We start from the raw sequence: 13,075 nt of genomic DNA, 5'->3' as shown, positions 1-13,075 counted from the left end.
ATCGCCGTGCACGACGAGGGCCCCGGATCCTGCTGGATCCAGGGCCCTCGCTCGGCGTGGCAGGTCAAGGATTCGAACCTTGGTAGCTTTCGCGACGGATTTACAGTCCGCTCCCATTGGCCGCTCGGGCAACCTGCCGTGGTGCGTGTCCGAGGATAGCAACATCGCCCCGGGTGGCGTCCAATCGCTGCGCCCCCTGCGGGCACCCCTCGGGCGTGCGAGGGCGCGATCCCCTCGCGCGCGGCGTGGCGGGCACAATGACTCGAGAGACCGGCGCCGGTGAGCCACGCCGACTCACCGACGCACACCGCCACCCTCAGGAGGTTCGCATGGCCGACAGTTCGTTCGACATCGTGAGCAAGGTCGACCACCAGGAGGTCGCCAACGCCGTCAACCAGGCGCAGAAGGAGATCGCCCAGCGCTACGACTTCAAGGGTGTCGACGCCGAGGTCGAACTCTCGGGCGACAGCATCGTCATGAAGGCCAACAGCGAGGAGCGGTGCCTCGCCGTCCTCGACGTGCTCCAGACCAAGCTCGTCAAGCGGGGTGTCTCGCTCAAGTCGCTCGACACCGGCGAGGGCACGCCCAAGGCCTCCGGCAAGATCTACCGGCTCGACGCGGCGCTCAAGGACGGCATCAGCCAGGAGAACGCCAAGAAGGTCTCCAAGCTCATCCGCGACGAGTTCGGCAAGACCGTCAAGCCGGTGATCCAGGGCGACGAGCTCCGCGTGAGCAGCAAGAGCAAGGACGACCTCCAGGCCGTCCAGCAGATGCTGAAGAACGCCGACCTCGACTTCGCGGTCCAGTTCACGAACTACCGCTGAGCCGCCGCGGTCGGGCCGACCCGAGCCCGTCCGCGTGTCAGGAGCTCCGGCCCACCCGGCCGGCAGGCCCGACGCCCCCGCCGGTGAGCAGCAGCGCGAGCCCCACACCGAGGATGCCGAGGAGTCCGCTGACGAGGAAGACGTCCTGATAGGCCCCGAACACCGCCGCGCTGCGCTGCGCCGCGGACGCCTGTGCCGGAAGGTCGGCGACGTGTACGGCCGTCCTCACCGTGAGAGTCGTGGCGATGACGGCCACGCCGAGGCTGGCCGCCACCTGACGGGTGGTGGAGAACAGGGCCGACGCGCGAGCGGTGTCGGGCAGGGAGATCCGGGAGAAGGCCATCGCCTGGAGCGGCACCATGACGAGGGCGCCGGCCATACCCATGAGGAACATCGACGCGCGGATGACGCTCAGGGAGGTGGTTGGCCCGAGCAGCATCAGGGCGAACTGGCTGGCGGTGATGAGCGTGAAGCCGGTGACGAGCAGCGCGCGTCCGCCGAACCGCTGGAAGAGTCGGTTGGTGAACGGCAGCAGCGTGAGCATGCCGATCGCCTGGAATGCGGTGAGCAACCCCGACTCGGTCGCGCTGAGCCCCTGGTGGGTCTGCACGAGCAGAGGCACGACGAGCAGCGCGCCCATCGTGGCGCCCGCTGCCGGGAGAAGAGCGGCGTTGCCGATGGCGAAGGTGCGTTCTCGCAGCAACCGCACGTCGATCATCGGGGCGCGCACACGGAGCTCCGCGACGACGAGGGAGACTCCGACGCCGAGGATGAACACCGTCGACCGGTCACCCCACCCCTGACTCGCGCCCCTCTCCAGACCGAGCAGGAGGGTGGCCAGACCGATTCCGCCGGTGAGGAATCCCAGGAGGTCGAACTCTCCCGTGGTGAGTCGTTCACCGCGCCGCAGCACGAGGGCGCTGACCCAGGACCGGGCCGAGCATCGGCGCCAAGGTCGTCGGGATCGACAGCATGGCCGAGGCGCGCGCCCGCTCGGCGACCGGGAAGGCCCGGAAGAGCATGGCCATCCCGACCGGGGTGAGGAGTCCTCCACCGACACCCTGGACCACGCGTGCGGCGATGAGTTCACCCATCGACCCGGCGAATCCGGCCCACAGGTTGGCCGCGGTATGGACCCCGAGGGCGAACACGAAGGTCTGCTTGTCGCCGAACCGGTCGGCGACTCACCCCGAGGCGGGAATGAAGCCGACGAGGCTGACCAGGTACGCCGTGACGAGACACTATAGCTCGGGCAGTTCGGCGCCGAAGTGCTCGCCCAGGATCGGCAGGGCGGTGCTGAGCACCGGCATGTCGAGGATCTCGAGGAACAGACCGCTGACGAAGGCCGCCACGCCGAGCATGAGCAGCCAGATACCGACGACGAGGCCCGTTCCGCCGAGCATCTCCAGGGCGCCGATGGTGCGCTGGAGGGGCGTGCCCACCCCGAGTCGCACGAGAGTGTCGGTGACGCGTGGGTCCTGGCGGATCTTCGCGAGGCCGGCCTCCCCCCGGCACTGTGAGCGCGGGCCGCCTGCACCACGAGAAACCCTCACCCCTCACGACCGGGCCGGTCCTTCGTGGATGGGGTTTCGCGTCCTGAACACATGCGCCAAAGTAAGTGCACGTGCACCCAAGTGCGCGACCACCCCAGGAGGCCCCGATGAGTGACCCCACCCCGACGATCCCCCCCGGCCGTTCACGAGCACGAGCGACCCAAAGCCCCCGTCATCGATCCCGATGACGTCGCCCTGCTCCTCGTCGATCATCAGAGTGGCCTGTTCCAGGTCGTCGGTGACCTGGACGTGCCGACGCTGCGCAGGAACGCCACCAAGCTGGCCACCCTGGCGAAGCTGCCGGTCGTGGCGACCGCCTCGGTCCCGCAGGGCCCCAACGGGCCACTGATCCCCGAGATCCAGCAGGAAGCCCCGCACACGGTCTACGTGGCCCGCCGAGGTGAGGTGAACGCCTGGGACTGCGAGGATTTCCGCGACGCCGTCCACGCGACCGGCAAGCGTCAGCTCGTCATCGCCGGCACCCTCACCACGGTCTGCATGGCCTTCCCGACGCTTTCCGCGCTCGCCGAGGGCTACGAGGTGTTCTTCGTCCCGGACGCCTCGGGCGCCCCAACGGAGTTGGCCGAGCGGCTGACGACGGCCCGTCTCGTGCAGGCCGGTGCGGTGCCGATGGACGTCACCGCCGTCGTGTCCGAGGTCCAGCGCACCTGGAAGCGCGAGGACGCCATGGCGTGGATGGAGCTGTGGACGCACATGCTCCCCGGGTACCAGCTTCTCGCCGAGAGCCACCAGCGTGCGCAGAAGGCCGCCCTCGACAATGAGCCGCTCGACTCCGAGCGGTGAACGCGACGACGGCCCGCCCCGCTCTGCCGGGGGCGGGCCGCCGCCGTCCGCTCGCCCCACGGTGAGAATCCCGAGGACCACGCACCCCCGCTCGGGCCGTCGTGACGGACGGGGGCACTCGGGTCGCATGCACGGCGGGCCGAACGAGACGAGCCGCTCGGCGACTCCGAGCGACCGATCGCCGCGTGGGGGCGCGACGGCTCCCCGGCGCGATGACCTGGCCTGTTAGATCGCTCACATGACGACTGCGCACGAAACGTACAAGGCGGCCCGCGACTTCCTGCTCGAGCACCGCGAGGACTACGAGGCAGCCTGCGAGGGCTTCGAATGGCCGCGGATCGAGGGGCGGTTCAACTGGGCCACCGACTGGTTCGACGTCATCGCCCGAGGGAACGACGCGCCGGCCCGGTGGATCGTCGGGGAGGACGGCAGCGAGGACACCTACTCCTTCGACGACATGGCCACGAGGTCCGACAAACTCGCCGCGTGGTTCGTCGATCGGGGTATCGGCAAGGGCGATCCCGTGCTCGTCATGCTCGACAACCAGGTCGAGCTGTGGGACTCGATGCTCGCGCTCATGAAGATCGGTGCGGTCATCGCACCCACGACCACGGCCCTCGGCGCGGCCGACCTCAGGAGCGCATCGCGCGGGCCTCCGCGCGAGGCATCATCGCCAACGCCGAGGAGGCCGGAAAGCTCTACTGGGCGCAGGGCGACGATCCGGAGGTGCCGGGCGTGCACCTGTTCTCCGTCGGGCCCGCCGACGGCTGGCACGACGTCCGCGAGGCGCAGCAGCGCGACTCCGCCCCGGCGTGGGAGGAGCAGACCGACGTCGAGGACCCCCTGCTTCTCTACTTCACCTCCGGGACGACCTCCAAGCCCAAGCTCGTCATGCACACGCAGGTCAGCTACCCCGTCGGGCACCTCGTGACGATGTACTGGATCGGCCAGCAGCCGGGCGACGTCCACCTCACGATCGCCTCGCCCGGCTGGGCGAAGCACGCGTGGAGCTGCTTCTTCGCCCCGTGGATCGCACAGGCATGCCTCTTCGTCTACAACTACACGCGCTTCGACGCCGCCGCGCTGCTCACCCAGATGGAACGCGCCGGCGTGACGACGTTCTGCGCGCCCCCGACCGTCTGGCGCATGCTCATCCAGGCCGACCTCGACGGCCGGAAGGGGTCCCTGCGCGAGGTCATCGGCGCCGGCGAGCCACTCAACCCCGAGGTCATCGGGCAGGTGGAGAAGCACTGGGGCCTCACGATCCGCGACGGCTTCGGCCAGACCGAGACCACCGTGCAGATCGGCAACACCCCCGGCCAGCCCGTCATCCCCGGGTCGATGGGCCGCCCGCTGCCCGGCGTGCCGAGTGTGCTCGTCGACCCCGTCTCCGGCGAGCCCACCGACACCGAGGGCGAGCTGTGCCTCGACCTCTCGAAGAACCCTGTCAACCTCATGGCCGGCTACCAGGGCGACCCCGAGCGGGCTGCCGAGTCGATGGCCGGCGGCTATTACCACACCGGTGACATCGCCATGCGTGACGAACGCGGCGCGATCACGTTCGTCGGCCGCACCGACGACGTGTTCAAGGCCAGCGACTACAAGGTGAGCCCCTTCGAGCTCGAGTCGGTCCTCATCGAGCACCCCGCCGTGGCCGAGGCCGCCGTCGTGCCCGCGCCCGACGAGGTGCGCCTCGCCGTACCGAAGGCGTACGTCGTACTCGCGAGCGGGTGGGAGGCGAACGAGCAGACGGCCTTCGACATCCTCAAGCACTGCCGTGAGGGCCTCGCGCCCTTCCAGCGCATCCGGCGCCTCGAGTTCGGCGAGCTGCCGAAGACGATCTCGGGGAAGATCCGCCGGGTGGAGCTCCGCCAGCGCGAGGAGCAACTCGCCGGCGGCGAGGGCCGCCCCGACGGCGAATACCGCGACAGCGACTTCCCCGAGCTCAAGGGCGCCTGACCCCACCCCCTCACCCCTTCCCCCGAGTCGATGACGTCACCGACGAGGTCATCGATTCGGGGGTGACGGCCCCTGATCCGATGACGTCATCCGACCTGGGGTGGGCGGGCGGAGGCGGGGTTGTCACACTGTCCGGCGTGCGAGGTTGGGTGATCTGGGGTGCCGGGGTGGTCGTCTACGCCGTCGCGGTGTTCGGACGGACGACGTTCGGCGTCGCCGGCGTCGATGCCGCCGCGCGGTTCGGAGCCCCCGCGGCGGTGCTGTCGACGTTCGTCGTCCTCCAGCTCGTCGTGTACGCAGGCCTGCAGGTGCCGGTCGGCGTGCTCCTCGACCGGTTCGGCTCCCGGGCACTCATGTCGCTCGGCGCGAGCATCATGTTCGCCGGGCACCTCGGCATGGCCGTCGCGGACACCGTTCCGGAGGGGGCCGTCGCGAGGGTGCTCGTCGGTGCGGGCGACTCGATGACGTTCGGCAGCGTCATCCGCCTCGTGCCCGCGTGGTTCCCCGCCCGCCGCGTCCCGCTCATCACGCAGATCACCGGGCTGCTCGGGCAGAGCGGCCAACTCGCCTCCGCGATCCCGTTCGCCTACGCCCTGCACCACCTCGGGTGGTCGACGAGCTTTCTGGGCGCCGCGTTCGCCTCGGCGACGGCGACCGTCCTCGGGATCGTCGTCGTGCGGAACGCTCCCGGCGGGAGTCGGGTCCACGTCGTCCCCACCGGCGGGGGACTCCTACGGGCCGTCGCCGACACGGTCCGGCGTCCCGGCACCCGGCTGGGGTTCTGGACCCACTACGTGTGCTGCTTCCCGCCGCTGATGTTCGCGATGATGTGGGGGGTGCCGTTCCTCGTCGTCGGGCAGGGGCGGACCCCGGCCGAGGCGAGCGCGCTCCTCGCGCTGCACGTCATCGCGTCCCTCCCCTGTGGACCGATCATCGGCACCCTCACCGCTCGCTACCCCTACCGCCGCAGCGTCCTCGTGTTCACGGTCGTCACGGTGACGGTCGTGCCCTGGGTCCTCGTCCTCGCCTGGCCCGGCCCCGCCCCCTTCGCCCTGCTCGCGCTCCTCGCGCTGGGCCTCGCGACCGGCGGACCGGGGTCGGGGATCGGGTTCGACTACGCCCGCACGTTCAACCCCCCGCATCGCTGGGGTACCGCCAACGGCCTCGTCATCATGGGCGGATTCGGCGGGGCCCTCGTCGCGATCCTCCTCGTCGGCCTGCTCGTCGACCTCGCCGAGCAGGCGTTCGGCGCCTCGCCCGCGACGGCCTACCGCCTCGCGATGGCCGTCCAACTCCCGATGCTGCTGGTCGGCGTGGCGGGCGTGGTCACCTCCCGCAGGGCGGCCCGGCGCGAGGAGGGCGTCGTGCTCGACCCCGTGCACCGCGCGTTGCGGCGCCGCTGGGTGGCGCGTTGGGGGTCGAGCCCGGACGTCGGCTGAGGGGTGGACCCGGTGTTCGGCGATGTGCCGACCGGCGCCCTCGGGCTGCGGCAGGATGACGACATGACCACGCCCCGACCCCGCATCGCCGTCGTCGGCACCGGGGGGACGATCGCCGGGTCGTCCGCCGCCGCCGACGGGCATCACTACGAAGCGGGTGTGTTCTCGGTCGACGATCTCACCGCGGCCGTTCCCGGGCTCGAGGCGGTCGCCGACATCGTCACGACCACGGTGTCCTCCGTCGACTCCGTGGAGATGGACCTCGGACGCCGCGTCGCGCTCGCCCGCGCGCTCGCCGAGATCCTCACCGGGAGCGACCCGGCGGCGGACGACGAGGGGCGGCGGCGCCGTTCGGCCTTGGCGTCCCTCGGACGTGTCGACGGCGTCGTCGTCACCCACGGCACCGACACCATGGAGGAGAGCGCCTACCTGCTCCACCTCGTCCTCGACACCGACATCCCCGTCGTGCTCACCGGCGCGATGCGGCCGGCCGACGACCCCGGCGCCGACGGCCCTGCGAACCTCCTCGACGCGGTGCGCGTCGCCGCCGACCCGGCAGCCCGGGGGCTCGGGGTGCTCGTCGTGTTCGGCGGCCTGGTCCACGGCGCCCGGGACGTCGTCAAGCGCGCGGCGAGCACGCTGGACGCGTTCTCCTCACTGCACGGCCCGCTGGGCGAGATCGTCGCGGGTCGGGTGCACGTCCACGCCGCCTCGCGCCGCGTCCGCGGGACCTTTCCCGTCGCCGACCTCCCGGGCACCCTCCCGCGGGTCGAGATGCTCGCGACCCACCCCGAGCAGTCCTCGCTCATCGGCCGGGCCGTCGTCGAGTCACGGCCCGCGGGGCTCGTCCACGTGGGCTCCGGAGGCGGGAACGTGTGCGCCGCGGGGATCACCGCACTCGACGAGGCGCGTGCGGCCGGCCTCGCCGTCGTCCGGGCCTCGCGCACGGGTGCGGGAGTCGTCGGACGCGGCGACGCGATCGACGACGACGCCCACGACTGGGTCGCCGCCGGCGACCTGCCGCCCGGCAAGGCCCGCGTCCTCCTCGCCCTCGCGCTCACCCGCACCGCGGACACCGCCGAGCTGCAACGCGTCTTCGACACGCACTGACCCCGACCACCACCGACACCGGCGCCGAGCATCCCCCCGACACCCCTGACCCCGACATCCGACCCCGACCCCCGAGGAGACACCGATGGCCAGCGACTCCGGACACGTCCTCATCGCCTGCGACAAGTTCAAGGGGTCGTTGACGGCGCACGAGGTCATCGCGCGGCTGGAGGAGGGCCTGCGCGAGGGGGCGCCCGGGGTGGAGGTGCGATCGGTGGTCGTCGCGGACGGCGGCGACGGCACCCTCGACGCCGCGGAGAGCGCGGGGTTCACCCCCGAGCCGGTGCAGTGCACCGGACCGACCGGCGAGCCGGTCCAGACCCGCTACGTGCGCCGCGGCGGCGAGGCCGTCGTCGAGATGGCCGACGCCTGCGGCCTGGGGCGCCTCCCTGGCGGGGAGCGTCGCCCCCTCGAGGCCTCTAGCGCGGGCCTGGGAGAGATCGTCGCCGCCGCGCTCGACGCCGGGATCCGCGACCTCGTCATCGGGATCGGCGGCAGCGCGAGCACCGACGGCGGTGCCGGGATGCTCACCGCCCTCGGTGCGCGGTTCCTCGACGCGGAGGACGTCGAGCTACCGCCGGGGGGTGGGTCGCTCACACGGCTGGCCTCGGTCGACCTCGCTGGACTCCACCCTGCCCTCACCGCGTCACGGATCACGGTCGCCTGTGACGTCGACAACCCCCTGCTCGGCGAGCAGGGCGCCGCGGCGATCTTCGGACCCCAAAAGGGGGCGACCCCGGAGGACGTCGACCTCCTCGACGCGGGTCTCGCGCGGCTCGCGGAGCTCGTCGAGGCGGAGACCGGGCGTCGCGTCGCCGACCAGCCCGGCGCCGGCGCCGCCGGGGGCGTGGGATGGGCGGCCCTGTGCGTCCTCGGCGCGACGATGCGCCCGGGCATCGAGATCGTTCTCGACCTCAACGACTTCGACGCCCTCGCCCAGGGGGCACGCCTCGTCGTCACCGGGGAGGGGTCCCTGGACCTGCAGACCCTCCTCGGCAAGGCCCCCGCCGGGGTCGCCCGGGCGGCGAGACGCGCCGAGGTCCCGATCGTCGCCGTCTGCGGCCGCGCGTTGCTCTCGGAGGAGGACGCGAGGGAGGCCGGATTCGACCGCCTCTACCGCCTCACCGACCTCGAGCCCGACGAGAGCCGGTGCATGGCCGAGGCCGGACCCCTCCTCACCCGGCTCGCCGCCGAGGTCGCGCGTACCGAGCTGGGGTGATCGACCCGCCGGTGGCCGACGTGAACCTCAGCCGCGGTGGTCGATGACCCCGGGGCCGCCCCCCGCCATGTTCTCGAGACGGGCGATGCGCTGCTCCATCGGCGGGTGCGTCGCGAACAGCGAGGTGACGTCACCGGCGCGGAAGGGATTGGCGATCATGAGGTGCGAGGCGTTGACGACCTGCTGCTCCGGCGCGAGCGGGGCGGCGGCGACTCCGTACTGGAGCTTGTGCAGCGCCGAGGCGAGCGCGAGGGGGTCGCCGGTGAGGCGGGCCCCGTCCTCGTCCGCGTCGTACTCGCGGGTGCGGCTGATCGCCATCTGGATCACCATCGCGGCCATCGGCGCGAGGAGCGACATGAGGAGCGCGGCGATGGGGTGGGGCCGGTTCTCGTCGGAGCCGCCGAACATGCTCGAGAACATGAGGATCTGCGCGGCGCTCGTGATCATCCCGGCGATCGCCGCGGCGACCGAGCTCGTGAGGATGTCGCGGTTGTACACGTGCATGAGCTCGTGACCGAGGACGCCCCGCAGCTCGCGCTCGTCGAGCAGGCCGAGGATGCCCTCGGTGCAACACACCGCCGAGTTGGCGGGGTTGCGTCCGGTGGCGAACGCGTTCGGCGCCTGCGTGGGGGACACGTACAGCCGGGGCATCGGCTGCCCTGCGCGCATCGACAGCTCACGGACGATGCGGTACATCGCGGGGGCCTCCGCCTCGGTGACGGGCCGTGCGCGCATCGCGCGGATGGCGATGGTGTCGCTGTTCCAGTAGCCGTAGGCGGTGGTCGCGAGGCCGATGAGCAGGAAGATCCATAGGTAGCGCCCGCCCGCGAACAGCGAGCCCATGGCGAGGAGCACGCCGATGATCGCGCCGAAGAGCAGGGCGGTCTTGAGTCCGTTGTAATGGCGGTGCATGACACGTCCAACGCCGCCGGGGCCCCCTCCGTTCCCGAGGGCGATCATCCCCACGAGCGCCCCGCGAGAAGGGCGGGGCCCTGCCACTCAGGTGAACCTCACCCGGCGTGGCTAGGATGGCCGAGCATCGGCGCACCCCCTGCCAGGGACGCGCCACTCCCGAGCAACGAAAGCCCATCGTGACCACGACCACGCCCAAGACCGTCGAGCACCTGGACCGCGTCGTCATCCGGTTCGCTGGCGACTCCGGTGACGGCATGCAGCTCACCGGCGACCGCTTCACGAGCGCGACCGCCGTCCTCGGCAACGACCTGTCGACGTTGCCGAACTTCCCCGCTGAGATCCGCGCCCCCCAGGGCACCCTGCCGGGCGTCTCGAGCTTCCAGCTCCACTTCGCCGACCACGACGTGCTCACGCCCGGGGACTCCCCCGACGTCCTCGTCGCGATGAACCCCGCCGCGCTCGCCGCGAACATCCGCGACCTGCCGCGCGGAGGCACGATCCTCGCCGATTCCGACGCCTTCGGCACTCGCGCGTGCATCAAGGCCGGATACACCGAGAACCCGCTCGAGGGCGACGCGCTCGAGTCGTGGCACGTGCACGCGCTGCCGCTCACCTCGATGACGATCAAGGCGCTCGCGGACTTCGACCTCACCCGCAAGGAGAAGGAACGCGCGAAGAACATGTTCGCGCTCGGACTCCTGTCGTGGCTGTACACCCGGCCGCTGGAGGGCACGCGGGCCTTCCTCACCGCGAAGTTCGCCAAGAAGCCCGAGGTGCTCGGAGCCAACCTCACCGCGCTCCAGGCCGGTCACCACTACGGCGAGACCACCGAGGACTTCGCGGTCAGCTACGAGATCGCACCCGCGCCCATGCCACCGGGCCGTTACCGCAACATCACCGGCAACACGGCCACCGCGTACGGGCTCACCGCCGCCTCCCACCGCAGCGGCCTGCCGCTCGTGCTCGGCAGCTACCCGATCACCCCGGCCTCCGACATCCTCCACACGCTCTCGGGACTCAAGCGCTACGGCGTCACCACGATCCAGGCGGAGGACGAGATCGCGGGCATCGGGATCGCCCTCGGCGCCTCGTTCGGCGGCGCGCTCGGCGTGACGACGACCTCGGGCCCGGGCCTCGCGCTCAAGTCCGAGATCATCGGCCTCGGCGTCTCCACCGAGCTCCCGCTCGTCGTCGTCGACGTGCAACGCGGTGGTCCCTCGACCGGCCTGCCCACCAAGACCGAGCAGGCCGACCTTCTCCAGGCGCTGTTCGGCCGCAACGGTGAGGCGCCCGTCGCCGTGCTCGCCCCCGCCACGCCGGCCGACTGCTTCGAGGTGGCGATGGAGGCGGTGCGCATCGCGACGACCTACCGCACGCCCGTCATCCTGCTCTCCGACGGGTACCTCGCGAACGGCTCCGAGCCGTGGCGCATCCCGGACATCGCCGACCTCCCGCGCCTCGACGTCGAATTCGCCACCGAGCCCAACGCGACGGACGCCAAGGGCAACCCGACGTTCCACCCCTACGTGCGCGACCCCGAGACCCTCGCCCGGCCGTGGGCCGTTCCCGGCACCCCCGGCCTCGAGCACCGCCTCGGCGGCATCGAGAAGGCCGACATCACCGGCAACATCAGCTACGACCCCGACAACCACGACCTCATGACGCGCCTGCGCGCCGCCAAGATTGCGCGCATCGCCGACACGATCGAGGACCTCACGGTCGACGACCCGAGCGGCGCCGCCGACGTGCTCGTCCTCGGGTGGGGGTCGACGTACGGGCCGATCAGCGCGGCCGTGCGGTCGCTCCGCGGGTCGGGCATCCCGGTCGCGCAGGCGCACCTGCGCCACATCAACCCCCTGCCGGCCAACACCGGCGAGATCCTCAAGGGCTACTCCCGCGTCATCGTGCCCGAGATGAACCTCGGTCAGCTCGCGTTCCTCCTGCGTGGCCGGTTCCTCGTCGACGTGCGCTCGCACACCGCGGTGCGCGGACTCCCCTTCACCTCCACCGAACTCGTCGAGGTCATCGCCGCCGCCGTGGCCGAGGTCACCGACACGGGTGACGACGCCACCGGCGACGACGGGACCGGCGACGCCTCCGACCAGAACGGAGCCTCTGCATGAGCATCGACCTCGGCATGCCCACGAGCGGGCTGCACGGCATCCCCCGCCTCCCGGCGGGCGAACCGACCGCCACGAAGAAGGACTACACCTCCGACCAGGAGGTGCGCTGGTGCCCCGGGTGCGGCGACTACGCGATCCTCGCCGCCGTCCAGTCGTTCCTGCCCAGCCTCGGCCTCAAGCGCGAGAACATCGCGTTCATCTCGGGCATCGGCTGCAGCTCGCGATTCCCGTACTACCTCGACACGTACGGGATGCACTCGGTGCACGGCCGTGCGCCGTCGATCGCGACCGGTCTGGCGATCTCGCGCCCCGACCTGTCGGTGTGGGTCGTCACCGGCGACGGCGACGCCCTGTCCATCGGCGGCAACCACCTCATCCACGCGCTGCGCCGCAACGTCAACCTCACGATCCTGCTGTTCAACAACCGGATCTACGGCCTCACCAAGGGCCAGTACTCCCCCACCTCCCAGCCCGGGATCGTCACGAAGTCGACCCCGCTCGGGTCGGTCGACGCGCCGTTCAACCCCGTCGCCCTCGCGCTGGGCTCGGGCGCGACGTTCGTCGCCCGCACGATGGACTCCGACCGCACGCACCTCACCGCCACGCTCAAGGCCGCGGCCGAGCACCGCGGCGCCTCGCTCGTGGAGATCTACCAGAACTGCCCGATCTTCAACGACGGCGCGTTCGAGATGCTCAAGGACAAGGAGTCCGCGGAGGCACGGATCCTCCGGCTCGAGCAGGGGCAGCCGATCCGCGCGGGTGGCCATCACGTCGTCGTCCGCGGTGAGCGCGGAGGCCTCGACGTCGTCGGGGCGGCCGGGGCCGACCCCAGCCGGGTCGTCGTTCACGACGCGACCCGCGAGGACCCCACGGCTGCGTTCGCCCTCGCCCAACTCGACGGTGAGCACGTGCCCCTCGGCATCTTCCGCTCGGTGTCGCACCCGACGTACGACGACCTCGTCCGGGGCCAGGTCGCGGGTGCCGTCGCCGACCACGGTGGTCTTCCCGACGACGACGACCTCGCCGGACTGCTCGCAGGCAAGGACACGTGGACGGTCGGCTGAACCCTCCTGATCCCGGCGCGGGGAACCCTGCCGACGGTTCCTCCTCCGGCGCGTCGAGTTCCGCG

General features: G+C 71.4%; 10 protein-coding genes, 1 tRNA gene and 2 pseudogenes. 8 read left to right on the top strand and 5 right to left on the bottom strand.

All coding sequences use genetic code 11. The annotated features are described in order from the left end of the window. Positions 1–57: 57 nt before the first annotated feature. Positions 58–138 (bottom strand) — tRNA-Tyr (locus tag RT054_RS09700). Between the two features lie 191 nt (positions 139–329). Between RT054_RS09700 and RT054_RS09695 the strand changes: the two genes are divergently transcribed. After that, on the top strand, positions 330–824 hold the full coding sequence (locus RT054_RS09695; RefSeq protein ID WP_312719800.1) for a YajQ family cyclic di-GMP-binding protein: 495 nt from the start codon (positions 330–332) through the stop codon (positions 822–824). Positions 825–861: 37 nt separating this feature from the next. On the opposite strand, the gene RT054_RS09690 is transcribed toward RT054_RS09695, so the two are convergent. The 3 genes and pseudogenes from RT054_RS09690 to RT054_RS16515 all read right to left on the bottom strand — a co-directional run bounded on the left by RT054_RS09690 (position 862) and on the right by RT054_RS16515 (position 2,377). Further along, on the bottom strand, positions 862–1,737 hold the full coding sequence (locus tag RT054_RS09690) for an MFS transporter (protein ID WP_313023329.1): 876 nt from the start codon (positions 1,735–1,737) through the stop codon (positions 862–864). Next, positions 1,721–1,993 (bottom strand): annotated as a pseudogene (locus RT054_RS09685) (MFS transporter); the annotation flags it as partial. The gene RT054_RS09690 and the pseudogene RT054_RS09685, both read right to left, overlap by 17 nt. 72 nt (positions 1,994–2,065) lie before the next feature. After that, entirely contained in the window at positions 2,066–2,377 is a 312-nt protein-coding gene (locus RT054_RS16515; protein ID WP_396837258.1) for a DoxX family protein, read from the bottom strand. A gap of 111 nt (positions 2,378–2,488) precedes the next feature. On the opposite strand from RT054_RS16515, the gene RT054_RS09675 reads away from it, so the two are divergent. From RT054_RS09675 to RT054_RS09655, 5 genes and pseudogenes are all read left to right on the top strand, one after another. Further along, positions 2,489–3,181, top strand: a complete 693-nt coding sequence (locus RT054_RS09675; protein WP_313023327.1) for an isochorismatase family protein — start codon at positions 2,489–2,491, stop codon at positions 3,179–3,181. A 238-nt stretch (positions 3,182–3,419) separates the two neighbouring features. Then, positions 3,420–5,140, top strand: a pseudogene (locus RT054_RS09670) (AMP-binding protein). 137 nt (positions 5,141–5,277) lie between these two features. Next, positions 5,278–6,579 (top strand): MFS transporter, encoded by a 1,302-nt coding sequence (locus RT054_RS09665; RefSeq protein WP_312719805.1) that lies wholly within the window; start codon positions 5,278–5,280, stop codon positions 6,577–6,579. A 63-nt stretch (positions 6,580–6,642) separates the two neighbouring features. Then, on the top strand, positions 6,643–7,689 hold the full coding sequence (locus RT054_RS09660; protein WP_313023326.1) for an asparaginase: 1,047 nt from the start codon (positions 6,643–6,645) through the stop codon (positions 7,687–7,689). 85 nt (positions 7,690–7,774) lie between these two features. Further along, positions 7,775–8,908 (top strand): glycerate kinase, encoded by a 1,134-nt coding sequence (locus RT054_RS09655; RefSeq protein WP_313023325.1) that lies wholly within the window; start codon positions 7,775–7,777, stop codon positions 8,906–8,908. Between the two features lie 27 nt (positions 8,909–8,935). Here the strand turns inward: RT054_RS09655 and htpX are convergent, their stop codons facing one another. Next, positions 8,936–9,820 (bottom strand): zinc metalloprotease HtpX, encoded by an 885-nt coding sequence (gene htpX / locus RT054_RS09650; protein ID WP_312719810.1) that lies wholly within the window; start codon positions 9,818–9,820, stop codon positions 8,936–8,938. A 179-nt stretch (positions 9,821–9,999) separates the two neighbouring features. Here htpX and RT054_RS09645 point away from each other — a divergent pair, with 179 nt between their 5' ends. Both RT054_RS09645 and RT054_RS09640 read left to right on the top strand, forming a co-directional pair. Then, on the top strand, positions 10,000–11,946 hold the full coding sequence (locus RT054_RS09645; RefSeq protein ID WP_312719812.1) for a 2-oxoacid:acceptor oxidoreductase subunit alpha: 1,947 nt from the start codon (positions 10,000–10,002) through the stop codon (positions 11,944–11,946). Next, positions 11,943–13,010, top strand: coding sequence for a 2-oxoacid:ferredoxin oxidoreductase subunit beta (locus RT054_RS09640; RefSeq protein ID WP_313023324.1), 1,068 nt, complete (start codon positions 11,943–11,945; stop codon positions 13,008–13,010). The genes RT054_RS09645 and RT054_RS09640 overlap by 4 nt, the downstream gene beginning before the upstream one ends. Positions 13,011–13,075 lie beyond the last annotated feature (65 nt).

It is taken from the genome of Mobilicoccus sp., assembly GCF_032060985.1.
In the GTDB taxonomy this organism is placed as follows: Bacteria; Actinomycetota; Actinomycetes; order Actinomycetales; family Dermatophilaceae; genus Mobilicoccus.
Note: the sequence above shows the minus strand (reverse complement) of the source record. Positions and strands in the feature narration are given on the sequence as shown.